The sequence below is a fragment of the Pseudomonas sp. H3_E07 genome, from assembly GCF_054668895.1.
In genome coordinates this window covers 2,720,099-2,737,297 of sequence record NZ_CP162795.1, presented here as the reverse complement: position 1 = coordinate 2,737,297, position 17,199 = coordinate 2,720,099, and the positions used below count along the sequence as shown (strand labels likewise).

At 60.9% G+C, this 17,199-nt stretch carries 21 protein-coding genes; 12 read left to right on the top strand and 9 right to left on the bottom strand.

Annotated features, from left to right (window positions below):
- Window positions 1-5: 5 nt before the first annotated feature.
- The gene (betC, locus tag AB4O08_RS12385; protein WP_045791470.1) at window positions 6-1,520 is read right to left on the bottom strand and encodes a choline-sulfatase; all 1,515 of its coding nucleotides are present in this window, start codon (window positions 1,518-1,520) and stop codon (window positions 6-8) included.
- Between the two features lie 103 nt (window positions 1,521-1,623).
- Between betC and AB4O08_RS12380 the strand changes: the two genes are divergently transcribed.
- The 6 genes from AB4O08_RS12380 to AB4O08_RS12355 all read left to right on the top strand — a co-directional run bounded on the left by AB4O08_RS12380 (window position 1,624) and on the right by AB4O08_RS12355 (window position 7,301).
- On the top strand, window positions 1,624-2,574 hold the full coding sequence (locus tag AB4O08_RS12380; RefSeq protein ID WP_010207751.1) for a choline sulfate utilization transcriptional regulator: 951 nt from the start codon (window positions 1,624-1,626) through the stop codon (window positions 2,572-2,574).
- A gap of 31 nt (window positions 2,575-2,605) precedes the next feature.
- Entirely contained in the window at window positions 2,606-2,935 is a 330-nt protein-coding gene (locus tag AB4O08_RS12375; RefSeq protein WP_010207752.1) for a DOPA 4,5-dioxygenase family protein, read from the top strand.
- Window positions 2,936-3,031: 96 nt separating this feature from the next.
- Window positions 3,032-3,991 carry a 2-dehydro-3-deoxygalactonokinase gene (locus AB4O08_RS12370; RefSeq protein WP_010207753.1) on the top strand — a complete coding sequence of 320 codons (960 nt, stop codon included), beginning with the start codon at window positions 3,032-3,034 and terminating at the stop codon, window positions 3,989-3,991.
- Window position 3,992: 1 nt separating this feature from the next.
- Window positions 3,993-4,613 (top strand): 2-dehydro-3-deoxy-6-phosphogalactonate aldolase, encoded by a 621-nt coding sequence (locus AB4O08_RS12365; RefSeq protein ID WP_010207755.1) that lies wholly within the window; start codon window positions 3,993-3,995, stop codon window positions 4,611-4,613.
- Window positions 4,614-4,661: 48 nt separating this feature from the next.
- Window positions 4,662-5,810: a galactonate dehydratase gene (gene dgoD, locus AB4O08_RS12360; protein ID WP_003170741.1), complete on the top strand. Its 1,149-nt coding sequence runs from the start codon at window positions 4,662-4,664 to the stop codon at window positions 5,808-5,810.
- Window positions 5,811-5,993: 183 nt separating this feature from the next.
- Window positions 5,994-7,301, top strand: a complete 1,308-nt coding sequence (locus AB4O08_RS12355) for an MFS transporter (protein ID WP_460114157.1) — start codon at window positions 5,994-5,996, stop codon at window positions 7,299-7,301.
- Window positions 7,302-7,366: 65 nt separating this feature from the next.
- On the opposite strand, the gene AB4O08_RS12350 is transcribed toward AB4O08_RS12355, so the two are convergent.
- From AB4O08_RS12350 to trpB, 3 genes are all read right to left on the bottom strand, one after another.
- Window positions 7,367-7,807, bottom strand: a complete 441-nt coding sequence (locus AB4O08_RS12350) for an RcnB family protein (protein WP_183702503.1) — start codon at window positions 7,805-7,807, stop codon at window positions 7,367-7,369.
- 136 nt (window positions 7,808-7,943) lie between these two features.
- Window positions 7,944-8,753, bottom strand: a complete 810-nt coding sequence (gene trpA / locus AB4O08_RS12345) for a tryptophan synthase subunit alpha (RefSeq protein WP_010207762.1) — start codon at window positions 8,751-8,753, stop codon at window positions 7,944-7,946.
- Entirely contained in the window at window positions 8,753-9,994 is a 1,242-nt protein-coding gene (trpB, locus tag AB4O08_RS12340) for a tryptophan synthase subunit beta (RefSeq protein WP_042571112.1), read from the bottom strand. Before trpB ends, trpA begins: the two co-directional genes overlap by 1 nt.
- A gap of 110 nt (window positions 9,995-10,104) precedes the next feature.
- On the opposite strand from trpB, the gene AB4O08_RS12335 reads away from it, so the two are divergent.
- A complete protein-coding gene (locus AB4O08_RS12335; protein WP_021491417.1) occupies window positions 10,105-11,001 on the top strand; it encodes a LysR family transcriptional regulator in 897 nt (298 codons plus the stop codon).
- Here AB4O08_RS12335 and AB4O08_RS12330 read toward each other — a convergent pair.
- Window positions 10,998-11,324 carry an ElaB/YgaM/YqjD family protein gene (locus AB4O08_RS12330; protein WP_003170746.1) on the bottom strand — a complete coding sequence of 109 codons (327 nt, stop codon included), beginning with the start codon at window positions 11,322-11,324 and terminating at the stop codon, window positions 10,998-11,000. The two genes, AB4O08_RS12335 and AB4O08_RS12330, sit on opposite strands and share 4 nt — an antisense overlap.
- Before the next feature lie 156 nt (window positions 11,325-11,480).
- On the opposite strand from AB4O08_RS12330, the gene AB4O08_RS12325 reads away from it, so the two are divergent.
- Window positions 11,481-11,696 carry a dodecin gene (locus AB4O08_RS12325; RefSeq protein WP_007953919.1) on the top strand — a complete coding sequence of 72 codons (216 nt, stop codon included), beginning with the start codon at window positions 11,481-11,483 and terminating at the stop codon, window positions 11,694-11,696.
- A gap of 115 nt (window positions 11,697-11,811) precedes the next feature.
- Window positions 11,812-12,039 carry a DUF1161 domain-containing protein gene (locus AB4O08_RS12320; protein WP_010207766.1) on the top strand — a complete coding sequence of 76 codons (228 nt, stop codon included), beginning with the start codon at window positions 11,812-11,814 and terminating at the stop codon, window positions 12,037-12,039.
- Window positions 12,040-12,098: 59 nt separating this feature from the next.
- On the opposite strand, the gene AB4O08_RS12315 is transcribed toward AB4O08_RS12320, so the two are convergent.
- Window positions 12,099-13,100, bottom strand: coding sequence for an LLM class flavin-dependent oxidoreductase (locus AB4O08_RS12315; RefSeq protein WP_460114156.1), 1,002 nt, complete (start codon window positions 13,098-13,100; stop codon window positions 12,099-12,101).
- A gap of 217 nt (window positions 13,101-13,317) precedes the next feature.
- Here AB4O08_RS12315 and AB4O08_RS12310 point away from each other — a divergent pair, with 217 nt between their 5' ends.
- Both AB4O08_RS12310 and AB4O08_RS12305 read left to right on the top strand, forming a co-directional pair.
- Complete coding sequence (locus AB4O08_RS12310; RefSeq protein WP_010207768.1) at window positions 13,318-13,749, top strand: OsmC family protein; 432 nt, start codon at window positions 13,318-13,320, stop codon at window positions 13,747-13,749.
- A gap of 235 nt (window positions 13,750-13,984) precedes the next feature.
- A complete protein-coding gene (locus AB4O08_RS12305) occupies window positions 13,985-14,224 on the top strand; it encodes a DUF1161 domain-containing protein (protein WP_010207769.1) in 240 nt (79 codons plus the stop codon).
- On the opposite strand, the gene AB4O08_RS12300 is transcribed toward AB4O08_RS12305, so the two are convergent.
- On the bottom strand, window positions 14,225-14,647 hold the full coding sequence (locus AB4O08_RS12300) for a PA0061/PA0062 family lipoprotein (RefSeq protein ID WP_010207770.1): 423 nt from the start codon (window positions 14,645-14,647) through the stop codon (window positions 14,225-14,227). It abuts the gene before it with no gap.
- Between the two features lie 142 nt (window positions 14,648-14,789).
- On the opposite strand from AB4O08_RS12300, the gene AB4O08_RS12295 reads away from it, so the two are divergent.
- The gene (locus AB4O08_RS12295; RefSeq protein WP_460114154.1) at window positions 14,790-15,833 is read left to right on the top strand and encodes an aminopeptidase; all 1,044 of its coding nucleotides are present in this window, start codon (window positions 14,790-14,792) and stop codon (window positions 15,831-15,833) included.
- 86 nt (window positions 15,834-15,919) lie between these two features.
- On the opposite strand, the gene AB4O08_RS12290 is transcribed toward AB4O08_RS12295, so the two are convergent.
- Window positions 15,920-16,579: an HAD family hydrolase gene (locus AB4O08_RS12290; RefSeq protein WP_460114153.1), complete on the bottom strand. Its 660-nt coding sequence runs from the start codon at window positions 16,577-16,579 to the stop codon at window positions 15,920-15,922.
- Window positions 16,576-17,118 (bottom strand): gamma carbonic anhydrase family protein, encoded by a 543-nt coding sequence (locus AB4O08_RS12285; RefSeq protein WP_010207773.1) that lies wholly within the window; start codon window positions 17,116-17,118, stop codon window positions 16,576-16,578. Before AB4O08_RS12285 ends, AB4O08_RS12290 begins: the two co-directional genes overlap by 4 nt.
- Window positions 17,119-17,199: the final 81 nt, after the last annotated feature.

The following is a 17,199-nucleotide window of genomic DNA, read 5'->3' as shown; positions in this document are numbered from 1 at the left end:
CAGTGTTATTGGTTTTGGCAGGGTTGTGGATAACGTGCCTTGCGCTCCAGGTCGTCGAGGTCGATATGGTTGCGCATGTATTGCTGACTGGCGTCCACCAGTGGCTGGTGATCCCAGCTCTTCAGCTTGCCCTGGGTCAGTGCTTCAAACACCAGACGGCGGCGGCGTTGGCTGGCGAGCACCTGTTGGTGGATCGCCGGGATGTCCCATTTGGCCCGCGCCTCGTCCAGGAAGGCTGCAAACAGCGCCTGATGGTGTGGCGACTGGCTGAGGTCTTCCTGCTCCCGTGGGTCGTTGTGTACATCGAACAGTAGGCAAGGGTCGTCTTCGCTGTAGATGAATTTGTAGGCGCCCCGGCGAATCATCATCAGCGGGCTGATGGTGCCTTCGGCCATGTACTCGCCAAATACTTCGTCATGGCCGCCCTGCCCCTGCAAGTGCGGGACCAGTGAACGGCCGTCCAGCGGCAGGCGCGGATCCAACTCGCCGCCGGCCAGTTCCACCAGCGTTGGCAGCAGGTCGGCGGTGGACACGGCTTTGCTCACGCGGCCTGCTGCGAACTGCCCCGGCGCGCTGACCAGCAGCGGTACGCGGGCGGCCATTTCAAACCAGTGCATTTTGTACCAGAGGCCGCGCTCGCCGAGCATATCGCCGTGGTCGCCTGAGAACACGATGATGGTGTCGTCGGCCAGGCCGGTGTCTTCCAGGGTTTGCAGCAGCTTGCCGACGTTGCTGTCGATGTAACTGCAGGCGCCGAAGTAGGCACGGCGTGCATCGCGGATTTTGTCCACAGGCAGCGGCTTGTCCCACAGGTCGTAGACCTTGAGCAGGCGCTGGGAATGCGGATCGAGATCGCCTTGCGCAGGTGTTGTAGGCAAAGGTATATCGGCGTTGTCGTAGAGGTCCCAGAACGGTTTGGGAATGGTGTACGGGTCGTGGGGATGAGTCATCGACACCGTCAGGCAGAACGGCTGGTCGCCGTCCTCACGGATATGGTCGAACAGGTATTGCTGGGCCTTGAACACCACCTCTTCGTCGAAATCCAGCTGGTTGGTGCGCACGCACGGCCCGGCTTGCAGCACCGACGACATGTTGTGATACCAAGTGGGGCGGACGTCCGGCTCATCCCAGTTCACCGCCCAGCCATAGTCGGCGGGGTAGATGTCGCTGGTCAGGCGCTCTTCATAGCCATGCAACTGATCGGGGCCGCAGAAATGCATCTTGCCCGACAGCGCTGTGCGATAGCCCAGGCGGCGCAGGTAGTGGGCATAGGTCGGCACATCGGCGGGGAAATCGGCGGCATTGTCGTAGGCGCCGATCTTGCTCGGCAGTTGGCCACTGACCAGGGTGAAGCGCGACGGCGCACACAACGGGCTGTTGCAATAGGCGGCATCGAACACCACGCCTTGCTCGGCGAGGCGACTCAGGTTGGGCAATTTGATAGGCGAAGAACCGTAGAACGGAAGCAACGGTGCGGCCATTTGATCGGCCATGATGAAAAGAATGTTCTTGCGCTTCATGATCTATCGGCATTCCATAGGCGGTGTTTATGCGAATGAGCATGCAGCCCATGAAAAGTGGGGTAAAGCCCATGAGAAGCAATGTCTAGGATAAGCACAGCTTATGTATGAAGCCCTCGGTGACCTGTCCCTCGATTTGCTGCGTGCCTTCGAAGCCGCCGCACGTCATCGCAGCTTTACCGCCGCCGCGATGGAATTGGGCACCACCCAACCGGCCATCAGCCAGCAGATCAAGCGCCTGGAAGAACAGTTGGCGATCCGCCTGTTTGACCGCATCTACCGAGGCATCGAATTGACCGACGCCGGCGCCCTGCTGTTCGAGCACGTGCAAGGCGGGTTGCAGGGGATCAACCAGGGCCTGAGCCTCATCACCCAGCAGGACCAGCATGAAGTGCTGCAAGTCGCCACCGACTTCGCCTTCGCCGCCTATTGGCTGATGCCGCGCCTGCATCGCTTTCATAAGGCCAACCCGCAGGTCGATGTAAGCCTGGTGACCAGCGAGCGCAACCACGCCACCCTGCGTAGCGATATTGACGTGGCGGTGTTGTTTGGTGACGGCCGTTTCAAGCAGGGCGACAGCCTGTGGCTGTTCAACGAGGAGGTGTTCCCGGTGTGCAGTCCACAATGGCTCAAGGACCAGACCACGCCGCTGACTGTGCAAAATTTGCACGATTTCCCACTGTTGCACCTGCGCCAGGAAAACAACAGCCAGTGGTTCGACTGGAGCGGCGTGTTTCGCGAACTGGGCATCGCCAGTGCGCCGACGCCGGGCCAACTGCGTTTTGACAACTACACCCTGCTGATCCAAGCCGCGATTGCCGGCCAGGGCGTGGCCATCGGCTGGCGCCACTTGGTGGATAACCTGCTGGAGCAGGGTTGGTTGTGCCGACCGCTGAGCGACACCGTGATCTCGCGCTTCGGCTATTACGTGGTGCAACCCCAGCGCAAACGCAGGGGGCAGTTGGTCGAGCGCTTCGTCGAATGGTTGGTGGCGGAACAAGCCAGCAGCGCACAGTCGCTGACCGGGCTGGCCCTGCCGTCCATTGCGGTCTAGCATCTGGCGCATAGGGGATCCGGAGTCCGTCATGCAACGTATCAAGGGCTATCACGCCCATATCTACTTCGACGCGAGCACTATCGACCAAGCGCGCAGCCTGTGTGAAGACGCCGCCAAACTCTTCCCGCTGCGCATGGGCCGTGTGCACGAACGGCCGGTGGGACCGCACCCGGATTGGAGCTGCCAGCTGGCGTTCGATCCTGAATACATCGGTGTGGTGTTGCCGTGGTTGGTGATTCATCGCAACGGGCTGGTGGTTTTTTTGCACCCCGAAACCGGTGATGACCTAAAGGACCACACTGACTATGCCGTCTGGATGGGGGCGATGCGGGAGCTGAACCTGTCAGCCTTTTCTTAAATATTGTCCCTAAATATGGGATTGATATTTATATATTGAGACTTCCGCTCGCGTAGGTTTATATTCGCTGCATCCGCTCAGAACTCAGGTGAAGCGATGCAGGCGCAATTGATCGCGCTCGATTGGGGGACCAGCTCCCTTCGTGCTTATAAACTCGGCCTCGCAGGCGTGGTGCTGGAACAGCGCGCGCTGGCGTGGGGCATCATGCATTTGCCCAGCGAGCCCCGGGACATCGCCGGTGTGCGTTGCGGCAACGGCTTCGAGTTGGCGTTCGATGCGGCGTGCGGGGATTGGCTCGACGCCGAGCCGGGTTTGCCGGTGATCGCCTGTGGCATGGTCGGCAGCGCCCAGGGCTGGAGCGAAGCGGCCTACCGCCCTACCCCCGTCGATGTCGCCAGCCTCGGCCAAGCGCTGCATAAGGTGCGCAGCCTGCGTGGTGTGGACGTGCACATCGTGCCGGGCGTGATCGAGCAGGTCGGCTTGCCCAACGTGATGCGCGGCGAAGAAACCCAAGTGCTGGGTGTGCTGCAAGGGCTGGGCGCCGACATGTTGATCGGCCTGCCCGGCAGCCATTCCAAGTGGGTCGAGGTGGTCGAGGGCCGTATCACGCACTTCGATACCTTCATGACCGGCGAGGTGTTTGCGGTGTTGAGCAAGCACAGCATCCTCGGGCGTACCCAGCAACCCAGCGAACGATTCCAGGCCGAAGCCTTCGACCGCGGCGTACACGTGGCGCGCTCCAATGACGGTCAGCGCGGCGTGCTGTCCACCTTGTTCAGCGCCCGCACCCTTGGGCTCACCGGCGAACTCGCCCCAGACCAGCAGCCCGACTACCTGTCCGGCTTGCTCATCGGACATGAACTCGCCGGCCTGCCCGACAGCGCCAAACACAAGCCGATCATCCTGGTCGGCGCCGCTCCTCTCTGCGCCCGTTATCAACGCGCCCTCGCCCTCTGCGGCTTTGCCCACGTCAGCCTGGCGCAGGAAGCTGCCGAGCGCGGCCTGTGGCAACTGGCCGTGGCGGCAGGGCTCACTCAACCTGTATTGGAGGCCTGACATGCTCAAGCAAGCACTCGCGCAAAACGGTTTGATCGCCATCCTGCGAGGCATTCGCCCGGACGAAGCCGAGGCTGTCGGCCAGGTGCTGTACCAGGCCGGGTTTCGTGTGATCGAAGTCCCGCTGAATTCCCCCGACCCTTACACCAGCATCCGCACCCTGCGCGACAGCCTGCCCGCCGACTGCTTGATCGGTGCCGGCACGGTGTTGCTGCCTGAGCAGGTCGAGCAGGTGAAGGCGGCTGGTGGTCAGGTGGTCGTGATGCCCCACAGCGATGCCAAGGTGTTGCGTGCCGCGAAAGCCGCAGGCCTGTTCCTGTCGCCGGGTGTGGCCACGCCTACCGAAGCGTTCGCCGCCCTGGCTGAAGGCGCCGACGTGCTGAAGCTGTTCCCCGCCGAGCAAATGGGCCCTTCGGTGATCAAGGCGTGGTTGGCGGTGTTGCCGGCCGGCACCTTGTTGCTGCCGGTGGGCGGCATCACCCCGGACAATATGCAGGTGTTCATCGACGCCGGCGCCAAAGGCTTCGGGCTGGGTTCCGGGTTGTTCAAACCGGGTATGACAGTGGATCAGGTAGCGAGCCGCGCCCAGGCTTATGTCGCCGCCTGGAAAGCCCTGAACTGACTTCAAGTCTTGCGCCCCCAGGCGCCGCATCTATAAGAGAGATAACAGATGAAAATCACCAAACTGACGACCTTTATCGTTCCGCCGCGCTGGTGCTTCCTCAAGGTCGAGACCGACCAGGGCGTGACCGGCTGGGGTGAGCCCGTGGTCGAGGGCCGCGCCCACACCGTGGCGGCTGCCGTCGAAGAATTGTCCGACTACCTGATCGGCAAAGACCCACGCAATATCGAAGACATCTGGACCGTGCTCTATCGCGGTGGCTTCTACCGGGGCGGCGCCGTGCACATGAGCGCACTCGCCGGTATCGACCAGGCGCTGTGGGACATCAAGGGCAAGGCCCTGGGTGTGTCGGTCAGCGACCTGCTCGGCGGTCAGGTGCGTGACAAGATCCGCGTGTATTCGTGGATCGGCGGCGACCGCCCGGCCGACACTGCCCGCGCCGCCAAAGAAGCCGTGGCCCGAGGTTTTACCGCCGTAAAAATGAACGGCACCGAAGAACTGCAGTTCGTCGACAGCTTTGAAAAAGTCGACCTGGCCCTGGCCAACGTCGCCGCCGTACGTGATGCGGTAGGCCCGAACGTCGGCATCGGCGTCGACTTCCATGGCCGGGTGCACAAGCCCATGGCCAAAGTGCTGATGAAAGAGCTGGACCCGTACAAGCTGATGTTTATCGAAGAGCCGGTCCTCAGCGAAAACTACGAAGCGCTCAAGGAGCTGGCGCCGCTGACCAGCACCCCGATTGCCTTGGGCGAGCGTCTGTTCTCGCGCTGGGACTTCAAGCGCGTGCTCAGCGAAGGCTACGTCGACATCATCCAGCCGGACGCCTCCCACGCCGGCGGCATCACCGAGACCCGCAAGATCGCCAACATGGCCGAAGCCTACGACGTGGCCCTGGCCCTGCACTGCCCGCTGGGCCCGATTGCCCTGGCGGCGTGCCTGCAACTGGACGCGGTCTGCTACAACGCGTTTATCCAGGAGCAAAGCCTGGGCATTCACTATAACGAGAGCAATGACCTGCTCGATTATGTGCGCGATCCGGGCGTGTTCGACTATGACCAAGGCTTCGTGAAGATCCCCAACGGGCCGGGCCTGGGCATCGAGATCAATGAGGAATACGTGATCGAACGCGCGGCCATCGGCCATCGCTGGCGCAACCCGATCTGGCGGCATGCCGACGGCAGCTTCGCCGAGTGGTGATTCCTGACTGACGGAGGGCGATCAGAAATGTGGGAGCGGGCTTGCTCGCGAATGCAGTGTGTCAATCAACACATCTGGGGCTGAACTAGCGCATTCGCGAGCAAGCCCGCTCCCACATGATTGATCCGGTTGCTTCAGTCAGATCCATTTCAGACCTCAATAAGCATAAGAAGAGGCACCCCCATGCACCCTGAATCCTTCACCGGGCAGGCTTCTTTAGTCACGCCTACCAGAAAGCGTTTTTTCATCATGGTGCTGCTGTTCATCACCGTGGTGATCAACTACCTCGACCGCAGCAACCTGTCGATTGCCGCCCCGGCGTTGACCAGCGAACTGGGCATCGATCCGGTGCACGTCGGGCTGATTTTCTCCGCGTTCGGTTGGACCTACGCCGCCATGCAAATCCCTGGTGGCTGTCTGGTGGACCGTGTGCCCCCACGCATTCTGTACACCGCTGCGTTGCTGCTGTGGTCCATCGCCACCGTCATGCTCGGCTTTGCCGCCAGCTTTATCGCGCTGTTTGTTTTGCGCATGGCGGTGGGTGCGCTTGAAGCCCCGGCGTATCCGATCAACAGCCGCGTGGTCACCACCTGGTTTCCCGAACGCGAGCGCGCCACAGCGATTGGCGTCTACACCTCCGGCCAGTTTGTCGGCCTGGCATTCCTCACACCGGTACTGGCCTGGCTGCAGCATGCATTCGGCTGGCACATGGTGTTTGTCGCGACCGGTGGCGTGGGGATTGTGTGGGCGATGATCTGGTACGCGGTGTACCGCGAACCGAAGGATTTCAAAGGCGCGAACACCGCTGAAATCGACCTGATCCGTGAAGGTGGCGGGTTGGTGGACATGCAGGAAAAAGCCGCCAAGGCACCCTTCAGTTGGGTCGATTTGGGCATCGTGTTGAGCAAGCGCAAGCTCTGGGGCATCTACCTGGGGCAGTTCTGCCTGAACTCCACGCTGTGGTTCTTCCTGACGTGGTTCCCGACTTACCTGGTGAAATACCGCGGCATGGACTTCATCAAGTCCGGCCTGCTGGCGTCACTGCCGTTCCTTGCAGCGTTTGTCGGCGTGCTGTGCTCCGGGATTTTTTCCGACTGGCTGATTCGTCGCGGCGCGTCGGTGGGCTTTGCGCGCAAGTTGCCGATCATTGGCGGGCTGCTGATCTCCACGGCGATCATTGGCGCCAACTATGTGGACTCGACGGCGTGGGTAATTGCGTTCCTGGCGGTGGCGTTCTTTGGTAATGGGTTGGCGTCGATTACCTGGTCGCTGGTGTCGACCCTGGCACCGGCGCGCCTGTTAGGGCTGACCGGTGGGGTGTTCAACTTCATCGGCAACCTGTCGGCGATTGCCACGCCGATCGTGATCGGCTTTCTGGCCAGTGGCGACTCGTTTGCGCCGGCCATTACCTATATCGCGGTGCTGGCGTTGCTCGGAGCGCTGTCCTACGTATTGCTCGTAGGCAAAGTCGAACGCATCGAACTCAAATAACCACAGCCCTTTAGGAGCCGGCTTACCGCCATCGCCGGCAAGCCGGCTCCTACAGTGGGTGGGTTTCAGTTGAGGACGCCATCGAGGATCTCGTAGACGATGCCCGTACCCACGGCGATCAACACTACATCCGGCCCCGAACGGCGCCATTCATAACCGGGATACACCGGCAGGCGCGCCAGGGCGCGATTGTCGAGGCGTTCGCCGTAGTAGCCACGGGGCAGCGGCTGGCCACGCACCAGGCGCACATTCGGTGGTGGCGGTGCGCCACGGGCGAACTGGCCGTGGTTGTCGTGGATGATCTGCCGTACCGGGCCGAAGTCCTGAGGCGGGCCGCCGCGACGGTTGTCCTGCGGGCCGCGTGGGTCGTCGCGATGTTGTTCGTGCTGGCCCTGTGGGCCGCCACGGTCAGGGCCGCCTTGGTCAAAAGGCGCGGCCTGCACCAGGGCGCTGGCGCCAAGCACCAGCACGCCAAGGCCGGCAATCACGGAGTTGGGCATTTTCATTGGGTATTCCTCAGGGCACGCAAACAAAAAAGGGATTTCGAACGAGGTTCGAAATCCCTTGGTCTTGCTGTTTAGGCCGTGCCTGGGCGGGTTGATTCCTCTGTATCAGGAACTTTACCCACTGCTTACGGGGCCTTTACTTACGAGCGTTACGCACGCCTTCCGACAGCGCCGCACACAGGGTCAACACGCCATCGATGGCTTGCTGGTCATTCTTGGCATTGGCGATGTGATCAATCAGTGCCGAACCTACCACCACACCGTCAGCCAAGCGCGCGATGGCCGCCGCTTGTTCCGGGGTGCGGATACCAAAACCGATGCTGATCGGCAGGTCGGTATGGCGACGCAGGCGGGTCACGGCTTCTTCGACGTGCTCCAGGGTCGCGGCGCCGGCACCGGTCACGCCGGCCACCGACACGTAGTACACAAAGCCGGAGCTGCCGTTGAGCACGGTCGGCAGACGCACATCGTCGGTGGTGGGCGTGGTCAGGCGGATGAAATCAATGCCAGCGGCCTGGGCCGGGTCGCACAGTTCGCCGTTATGTTCGGGCGGCATGTCGACCACAATCAGGCCGTCCACGCCGGCTTCCTTGGCGTCGGCGATGAACTGCGGCACGCCGTATTTGTGGATCGGGTTGAAATAGCCCATCAACACCAGCGGCGTGTCGTTGTTGTCTTTGCGGAACTCGCGGACCATCTGCAGGGTTTTTGCCAGGTTCTGCTTGGCTTCCAGCGCGCGGATGTTGGCCAGCTGGATCGCCGGGCCGTCCGCCATTGGGTCGGTGAAGGGCATGCCCAACTCGATCACATCGGCGCCGGCGGCTGGCAAGCCCTTGAGGATGGCCAGCGAGGTGTCATAGCCAGGGTCGCCGGCGGTGACGAAGGTCACCAGGGCGGCGCGGTTTTGTTCTTTAAGCTGTGCGAAGCGGGTTTGCAGGCGGCTCATCAGTGTTTCTCCTGCTGCGTTTTCTCTTTTAGAGAGAGTTCCATGTGGTGCATCACGGTTTGCATGTCTTTATCGCCACGGCCCGACAGGTTGACCACCATCAGATGATCCTTCGGCAGGGTGGGGGCGCGTTTGAACACTTCGGCCAGGGCGTGGGCGCTTTCCAGGGCAGGAATGATCCCTTCCAGGCGGCAGCATTTGTGGAAGGCGTCGAGGGCTTCGTCGTCCGTCACCGAGGTGTACTGAACGCGGCCGATATCATGCAACCACGCATGTTCCGGGCCGATGCCGGGATAATCCAGGCCTGCGGAGATCGAGTGGGCGTCGATGATCTGGCCGTCGTCGTCCTGCAATAGGAAGGTGCGATTGCCGTGCAGTACGCCGGGTACGCCGCCGTTGAGGCTGGCGGCGTGCTTGCCGGTTTCGATACCGTGGCCGGCGGCTTCAACACCGATGATTTCCACGCTCTGGTCATCGAGGAACGGGTGGAACAGGCCCATGGCGTTGGAACCGCCGCCGATGCACGCTACCAGGCTGTCTGGCAGGCGGCCTTCCTGAGCTTGCAGCTGGTCGCGGGTTTCCTTGCCGATCACGGCCTGGAAGTCGCGCACCATCGCCGGGTACGGGTGCGGACCGGCCACAGTGCCGATCAGATAGAAGGTGCTGTCGACATTGGTCACCCAGTCACGCAGGGCTTCGTTCATGGCATCTTTGAGCGTGCCGGTGCCGGCGACCACCGGGATCACTTCAGCGCCCAGCAGCTTCATGCGGAACACGTTGGCCTGTTGACGCTCAATGTCAGTGGTGCCCATGTAGATCACGCATTGCAGGCCGAAGCGCGCCGCCACGGTGGCAGTGGCCACGCCGTGCATGCCGGCGCCGGTTTCGGCGATGATGCGTTTCTTGCCCATGCGCCGTGCCAGCAGGATCTGGCCGATGCAGTTGTTGATCTTGTGCGCGCCGGTATGGTTCAGCTCTTCACGCTTGAGGTAGATCTTGGCGCCGCCGCAGAATTCGGTCAGGCGTTCGGCGAAATACAGCGGGCTTGGGCGGCCGACGTAGTCGCGCTGAAAGTAGGCCAATTCTTCCTTGAATGCAGGATCTTCCTTGGCCGCTTCGTATTCGCGGGCCAGGTCGAGGATCAACGGCATCAGGGTTTCAGCGACGTAACGGCCGCCGAACGCGCCAAAGAGGCCGTTGGCGTCTGGGCCGTGGCGTAGATCGGTCTGGGACTGAGTCATAGGAGGCTCCAGGAAAGAAAGGATGTAGGAAGCAATGAGGGCCACTCTACCCCTGACGCTCTGCGCTGAAAACCGATAAGATCGCCGTAACCTGTCAGGAAAACTCACAGATGACCCGAGACCTTCCGCCCCTCAATGCCTTGCGTGCCTTTGAGGCGACTGCGCGCTTGAACAGCGTCAGCCAGGCCGCCGAGCAATTGCATGTGACCCACGGCGCTGTCAGTCGGCAGTTGAAGGTGCTGGAAGAGCATCTGGGGATCAGCTTGTTCGTCAAGGATGGGCGCGGCCTTAAACTCACAGATGCGGGCGTTCGCCTGCGGGATGCCAGCGCCGAAGCCTTTGAGCGGCTGCGCGATGTGTGCGCCGAGTTGACCCAGGCCAGCGCCGATGCGCCTTTCGTGCTCGGGTGTTCGGGCAGCCTGCTGGCGCGCTGGTTGATCCCGCGCCTGGGCCGCTTGAACGCTGACCTGCCGGATCTGCGCCTGCATTTGTCGGCGGGGGATGGTGATCTGGACCCTCGCCGCCCGGGCCTGGACGCGCTGCTGGTATTCGCTGAACCGCCTTGGCCGGCGGACATGCAGGTGTATGAGCTGGCGAGTGAACGCATCGGCCCGGTGATGAGCCCGCGCTTTGCCGGCTATGCACACTTGCGCGATGCACCTGCTGAGGCTTTGTGTGGTGAAAAGCTGTTGCACACCACGTCACGGCCGCAAGCCTGGCCCAGTTGGGCAGCGCAGCACGGCATTGAGCCCGGCGCGCTGAAGCACGGCCAGGGGTTTGAGCATTTGTATTATTTGCTGGAGGCGGCCGTGGCAGGGCTGGGCGTGGCGATTGCCCCGCAGCCGCTGGTGGCCGAGGACGTGCGGGCGGGTCGCCTTGTGGCGCCGTGGGGTTTCAGCGAAACCCCGGCGCACCTGGCGCTGTGGCTGCCCAAACGCGCCGCAGATGGGCGCGCCGGGCAACTGGCGCAGTGGCTCAAGGCTGAGCTACAGCGCGAACCTATTTAATCGCCGCGTTTGCACAGCAGATAAGCCGCGAGCAGACCCAGTGCACCGACGGCAACGCCGGCCGTTGTCCATGGGTGCTCTTGTGCGTAGTCCCGGGTTGCAACACCGGTTTCGCGGATTTTGACTTTGCTTTCTTCGTAGGCGTCGCTGATCAGGTGGCGGGAGTGCTTGAGGGCATTCTCCGCATTGCTCTTCAGCGCCTTCAAGGTTTTGCGCGACTCGTCGGATGCATCGTCCTTGAGACTTTCCAGAGACTTGAGCAGGCTCGAAATCTCGGCTTCCATGCTTTCCAGCGACGCTTTGCGTAAAGAAGTGTTGGCCATGTGGACTCTCCTGAAGTGATTGAGTGGCGTGTGTAGATACCGACTGCGGCCGTTTCAGAAAGTGCAGTAAATATGAACTTTCAGGTAGAAACGGCCGCCAGAAGCAGTACGCACATTGACTGCTACGCTTGCTTTACGACCCCTAGGAGAGTTGCCATGAGTGATCATCACACCTACAAGAAAGTCGAACTGGTGGGCTCGTCCACCTCCAGCATCGAAGACGCCATCAATAATGCGCTGGCCGAGGCCAACAAGAGCATCAAGCATTTGGAATGGTTCGAGGTGACCGAAACCCGCGGGCACATCAAAGACGGCAAGGCCGCGCACTTTCAGGTCACCCTCAAGGTGGGGTTCCGAATTGCCAGTAGTTGATCGCACCGGTTGAACTTGCTGACTGGCCGATTGCCATAACCTGCGCTACAACCAATGGGTGCCGATGCCACAAGCGTCGGCACGCTCTTTTAGATCAGCGCAAGGAAAGTAACGGATGAAGAAGTTCCTGTTAGCGGTAGGTTTGTTGAGCATTGCAGGCACGGCCCTGGCGGCGGGCAAGCCTTGTGAAGAGCTCAAAAGCGAGATTGCGGCGAAAATCGACGCCAAGGGCGCTTCGGGTTATTCGTTGGAAGTGGTGGATAAAGGTGCTGCGCCGAGCGACCACACAGTGGTCGGCACCTGCGAAGCTGGCACCAAGGAAATCGCCTACAAGCGCGGTTAACCCTGTGTTGCGGACATAAAAAACCGACGCGATGCGTCGGTTTTTTTTGCCTGAGGGTTTTAGCCCTTCATTAACTGCGCCAGCAACTCGTAGGAATGAATCCGGTCGGCGTGCTCGTACAGGTCGCAGGTAAAAATCAGCTCATCAGCACCGGTTTGCTCGATCAGCACCTCCAGTTTGGCGCGGATCTTCGCAGGGCTGCCCACCATTGCCAGGCCGAGGAAGCTGCCGACGGCGTCTTTTTCGTGGGGCAGCCACAGGCCGTCCATGGTTTTCACCGGGGGGCGCTGCACCAGGCTTTGCCGACGCATGAGGGCGAGGATGCGCTGGTAGACCGAGGTTGCCAGGTAGTCGGCCTGTTCATCGGTGTCCGCCGCCACCAACGGAATACCGAGCATCACGTAGGGTTTGTCCAGCACGGCAGAAGGCTTGAAGTGATTGCGGTACACGCGAATCGCTTCATGCATCAGGCGCGGTGCGAAATGCGAGGCAAAGGCGTAGGGCAAACCGCGTTCGCCCGCCAACTGTGCGCTGAATAGACTGGAACCCAGTAGCCACACCGGCACGTTGGTGCCGGTGCCGGGAACGGCGATCACCCGTTGGTCGGGCGTGCGCGGGCCCAGGTAGGCCATCAGCTCCGCCACGTCTTCCGGGAAATCGTCGGCACTGCCGGAGCGCTCACGGCGCAGGGCGCGGGCGGTCATCTGATCGGAGCCGGGCGCGCGGCCCAGGCCCAGGTCGATGCGGCCGGGGTAGAGGCTTTCCAGGGTGCCGAACTGTTCGGCGATCACCAGAGGCGCGTGGTTGGGCAGCATCACACCGCCGGAACCGACACGAATCGTCGAGGTGCCGCCGGCCAGGTAACCGAGCAACACCGAGGTGGCTGAACTGGCGATGCCATCCATATTGTGGTGTTCAGCCACCCAGAAACGGTTGTAGCCAAACTTTTCCACATGCTGGGCCAGGTCCAGGGAATTGCGCAGCGACTGCGCCGGACTGCCGTTGGCCCGCACGGGCACCAGGTCGAGGGTCGAGAACTTTACGTCGGACAGCGATTTCATAAGCCTGCTTCTCCAAGGGGGCCGCAGGCTTTTTAGACGAACCAAAACCTGCCGCTTCATGTGCATACCCATGCAATGAGGGCATATACCCGAGATTCAATATTGGGACCGGAAATTTCCTACTGAATCACTCGGTTTCTCCGACAAGATGAACTTTGCCACGCCGTCTATCCTCAGAACCCTTACTGACGCAAAACCACCGTTCGAGGAGACCGCTATGAGTATCGTTAAAAAAGCATCCGCGCATTGGGAAGGTGACCTGAAGACGGGCCTGGGTTCTATTTCCACGGAAACCGGTGTGCTACGTGAAGCGCCTTACGGCTTCAAGGCACGTTTCGAGGGTGGCAAGGGCACCAACCCGGAAGAACTGATCGGTGCAGCCCACGCGGGCTGTTTCTCCATGGCCTTTTCCATGATTCTCGGCGATGCCGGGCTCAAGGCTGACAGCATCGACACCCAGGCCGAAGTAACCCTCGACCAGGTCGACGGTGGCTTCGCGATCACCGCCGTGCACCTGATCCTCAAGGCCAAGATCCCTGGCGCGAGCCAGGCGCAGTTCGACGAGTTGAGCAAGAAAGCCAAGGAAGGGTGCCCGGTGTCCAAGGTACTGAATGCGAAAATCAGCCTGGATGCCACGCTCGTAAACTGACGCCCCTGTAGCGATAGGCGCCGGCTTTTGTCGGAGCTGGCTTGCCTGCGAACGCATCACCTCGACGTCATTGCGAAACCGAGGCGACGCACCGCGGGCAAGTCCTGCTCCCACAGAGGTGTCTTCAGACATTTAGTTATGCGTTAAATCAGAACTCGTATTTCACCGATGTGGTCCTATAGCCTATGCAGTCTAGGCGCACATCCGTGCGCAGTGCATTCAGGGAGCTTCACACATGAAACGTTTTGCCTTGGCGATCATCTGCGGTGTATTGGCCACTTCGGCCGTGGCCGCTCCAAAAGATTGTGAAGAGCTCAGGAAAGAGATCGAGGTCAAGATCCAGGCGAATGCGGTTCCTTCGTACACCCTGGAAATCGTCAGCAAGGAAGAAGCCGACAAACACGACAGCGCCATGGTCGTCGGCAGCTGTGAGAACGGCACCAAGGCCATCGTCTACCAGAAGAACAACGACTGATCAGATGCAGTTGACGCTGCGTTCTTCCGCGAGCAACTGACGCGCCGAGTCGTACAGCCGGATATTCGGCGTGAAGGCCAGCGAGCGGCCTTCCAGCACATAGCGCTGGCCGGCCTGGAAGTGATCGTATTCCAGGGTCATGAAGCAAGTGCGGTACATCATCTGGCTCAGCCCACCCAGCCCGCCGCCTGCCGGGACTTCAAAGTCGAAACGCACCATCAGTTCGTGATGGCCGGGCGGGAATTGGAAGAAACGTCCGTCAGCCAGGTTCTTGCCGTCCAGACGCTGCGCCATGACCAGCTTGGAGCCCGGTGTCGGCGTGGTGAAATCGACCCAGGCTTGCTGCGGGTCCACCGGTGGTACGGGCGTTGTGGTGCAGGCACCGAGAAACAGGGCGGCGACGGGAAGCAAGAGCTGGCGCATGGCAGGCACTCAATGGGAAGGAAGTATTGAGCCTGGCGCCGACGGCAACAGACTCCCTATGAGTATAAACACGTCATGCCATGGAAAAATTCCACACAGGCGCGATAGTCTGGCGAGCAAATTACCCAGGAGCGGTCGGGGCATGGTCAGGCGTTTTCTTCCAGGGTTGTTGGTTGTGCTGCTCAGCGGCTGCTCCAGTGTCAGTTATTACGGTCAGTTGGCCAGCGGTCAGTGGCAATTGCTGCGGGCTCGTGAGCCGGTGGCGCAGGTGATTGCCGACCCCACACGCCCTGCGTTATTGCGCGAGCACCTGGTGCAATCTCAGCGGGCGCGCACGTTCGCCAGTGAACATCTGCACCTGCCCGACAACCAGAGTTACAAGTTGTACGCCGATATCGGCCGGCCCTATGTGGTCTGGAATGTCTTCGCCACGCAGGAGTTTTCCCTGTCCCCCGAAGCCCATTGCTTCCCCATTGCCGGTTGTGTGGCCTATCGCGGCTACTACAACCAGGGCGCGGCGCGTGGCGAGGCAGCGTTGTTGAAGCAGCGGGGTATGGACGTGTCGATAGGTGGCGTCGAGGCTTACTCCACCTTGGGCTGGTTCAATGACCCGATCATGAATTCGATGATGAACTGGGGCGATGAGCGCCTGGCCACGCTGATCTTCCATGAGCTGGCGCACCAGCGTTTCTATGTGAAGGACGACACCGAATTCAACGAGTCGTTTGCCAATTTCGTTGAGCAGGAAGGTACACGCCAATGGCGCGCTGCGCGGGGGCTGGCGCCAGATAGCCTGTCGACGTCCAAGCAACGTGATCAGTTTATCCAACTGGTCCTCGATACCCGTCGACGCTTGGAAACGCTCTACGCCCAGCCGTTGGCTAAGGATGCGATGCGTCAGGCCAAGGCGGCTCAGTTCGAGCGTTTGCGCGCCGATTATCGACACCTGCGTGATAACCAATGGGGCGGGGATAAGCGTTATGACGCCTGGATAAACCAGCCCATGAACAATGCGCGGTTGTTACCGTTTGGGTTGTATGACCAGTGGGTACCGGCGTTTGCGGCGTTGTTTGCGCAGGAAGGTGGGGATTGGGTGCGGTTTTATGCGGCGGTGGAGAAGCTGGGCGGGTTGCCGGTGGAGCAGCGCAAGGCGGCGTTGAAACAGTTGGAAGGTGCCGGGCTTTAGGGCCTCATCGCAGACAAGCCAGCTCCCACATTGGTCCTGGGTACACCGGTCAAAATGTAGGGGCTGGCGTGTCTGCGAAAGCTATCTCAAGAACGCTGCATAAACGCCTGGTGCATCTCGGCCAATGTTTCAAAATGCCAGGTTGGCGCCTCGGCATTCAACTCTTCAAAACTGCCAAAACCGTACCCCACCGCTGCCGAATCCAGCCCATTGCTGTGCGCACCGATCAGGTCATGCTTGCGGTCACCAATCATCAGGGTGGTGGCCGGGTCCAGGCCTTCCTCGCTCACCAGGTGGGCGATCAGTTCGACTTTGTTGGTGCGCGTGCCGTCCAGTTCGCTGCCGTAGATGACCTTAAAGTGCTTGGCGAAATCGAAGTGCCGGGCGATCTCGCGAGCGAACACCCAAGGCTTGGATGTCGCGACGTAGAGCTGGCGTCCCTGGCCGCTCAAGTCCTCCAGCAACGGCATCACGCCTTCGAACACGCGGTTCTCATACAGGCCGGTCACTTTGAAACGCTCGCGGTAGAAATTCACCGCCTCCCACGCCTTGGCTTCATCAAAACCGTAGAACTGCATGAACGCTTGCAGCAACGGCGGGCCGATGAAATGTTCCAGCTGGGTCAAGTCCGGCTCGTCGATCCCCAGTTTGCCGAGGGCATATTGGATCGAACGGGTAATGCCCTCGCGCGGGTCAGTGAGGGTACCGTCCAGGTCGAACAGCACGGTTTGGTAATGCAGAGTCATCGGTCGAATCCTTCAGCCAGGTGCAGGTCTTTGAGCTTCACGTAGTTCGCGGCGCTGTAGGTGAAAAAGGCGCGTTCCTTGTCAGTCAGCGGGCGGATTTGTTTAACCGGGCTGCCTACATACAAGAAGCCGCTTTCGAGTTTCTTGCCGGGCGGCACCAGGCTGCCGGCGCCGATGATCACGTCGTCTTCCACCACCGCCCCGTCCATCACGGTGCTGCCCATGCCGATCAGGATGCGATTGCCCACAGTGCAGCCATGCAGCATGACCTTGTGGGCGATGGTCACATCGTCGCCGATCAGCAGTGGGAAGCCATCCGGATTGAAGGGGCCCGCGTGGGTGATGTGCAGCACGCAGCCATCCTGCACGCTGGTGCGTGCACCGATGCGGATGCGGTGCATGTCGCCGCGAATCACGGTCAGCGGCCAGACCGAGCTGTCGGCGCCGATTTCGACATCGCCGATCACCACCGCCGAAATATCGACAAAAGCCCCGGCGCCCAGGGTTGGCGTATGGTTTTGGTAGGTGCGAAGGGTCACGATAGCCTCTCTCTCTTCTGCTGATAGCTGCGGTGGGCGTTGATTGTAATTAAGATGGCCCCATCTTTGTTCTTACCTATT

What these genes read in the sequence shown, in the direction of transcription:
- betC (WP_045791470.1), bottom strand. Translation starts at nt 1,520, where the DNA reads ATGAAGCGCAAGAACATTCTTTTCATCATGGCCGATCAAATGGCCGCA.
- AB4O08_RS12380 (WP_010207751.1), top strand. Translation starts at nt 1,624, where the DNA reads ATGTATGAAGCCCTCGGTGACCTGTCCCTCGATTTGCTGCGTGCCTTC.
- AB4O08_RS12375 (WP_010207752.1), top strand. Translation starts at nt 2,606, where the DNA reads ATGCAACGTATCAAGGGCTATCACGCCCATATCTACTTCGACGCGAGC.
- AB4O08_RS12370 (WP_010207753.1), top strand. Translation starts at nt 3,032, where the DNA reads ATGCAGGCGCAATTGATCGCGCTCGATTGGGGGACCAGCTCCCTTCGT.
- AB4O08_RS12365 (WP_010207755.1), top strand. Translation starts at nt 3,993, where the DNA reads ATGCTCAAGCAAGCACTCGCGCAAAACGGTTTGATCGCCATCCTGCGA.
- dgoD (WP_003170741.1), top strand. Translation starts at nt 4,662, where the DNA reads ATGAAAATCACCAAACTGACGACCTTTATCGTTCCGCCGCGCTGGTGC.
- AB4O08_RS12355 (WP_460114157.1), top strand. Translation starts at nt 5,994, where the DNA reads ATGCACCCTGAATCCTTCACCGGGCAGGCTTCTTTAGTCACGCCTACC.
- AB4O08_RS12350 (WP_183702503.1), bottom strand. Translation starts at nt 7,807, where the DNA reads ATGAAAATGCCCAACTCCGTGATTGCCGGCCTTGGCGTGCTGGTGCTT.
- trpA (WP_010207762.1), bottom strand. Translation starts at nt 8,753, where the DNA reads ATGAGCCGCCTGCAAACCCGCTTCGCACAGCTTAAAGAACAAAACCGC.
- trpB (WP_042571112.1), bottom strand. Translation starts at nt 9,994, where the DNA reads ATGACTCAGTCCCAGACCGATCTACGCCACGGCCCAGACGCCAACGGC.
- AB4O08_RS12335 (WP_021491417.1), top strand. Translation starts at nt 10,105, where the DNA reads ATGACCCGAGACCTTCCGCCCCTCAATGCCTTGCGTGCCTTTGAGGCG.
- AB4O08_RS12330 (WP_003170746.1), bottom strand. Translation starts at nt 11,324, where the DNA reads ATGGCCAACACTTCTTTACGCAAAGCGTCGCTGGAAAGCATGGAAGCC.
- AB4O08_RS12325 (WP_007953919.1), top strand. Translation starts at nt 11,481, where the DNA reads ATGAGTGATCATCACACCTACAAGAAAGTCGAACTGGTGGGCTCGTCC.
- AB4O08_RS12320 (WP_010207766.1), top strand. Translation starts at nt 11,812, where the DNA reads ATGAAGAAGTTCCTGTTAGCGGTAGGTTTGTTGAGCATTGCAGGCACG.
- AB4O08_RS12315 (WP_460114156.1), bottom strand. Translation starts at nt 13,100, where the DNA reads ATGAAATCGCTGTCCGACGTAAAGTTCTCGACCCTCGACCTGGTGCCC.
- AB4O08_RS12310 (WP_010207768.1), top strand. Translation starts at nt 13,318, where the DNA reads ATGAGTATCGTTAAAAAAGCATCCGCGCATTGGGAAGGTGACCTGAAG.
- AB4O08_RS12305 (WP_010207769.1), top strand. Translation starts at nt 13,985, where the DNA reads ATGAAACGTTTTGCCTTGGCGATCATCTGCGGTGTATTGGCCACTTCG.
- AB4O08_RS12300 (WP_010207770.1), bottom strand. Translation starts at nt 14,647, where the DNA reads ATGCGCCAGCTCTTGCTTCCCGTCGCCGCCCTGTTTCTCGGTGCCTGC.
- AB4O08_RS12295 (WP_460114154.1), top strand. Translation starts at nt 14,790, where the DNA reads ATGGTCAGGCGTTTTCTTCCAGGGTTGTTGGTTGTGCTGCTCAGCGGC.
- AB4O08_RS12290 (WP_460114153.1), bottom strand. Translation starts at nt 16,579, where the DNA reads ATGACTCTGCATTACCAAACCGTGCTGTTCGACCTGGACGGTACCCTC.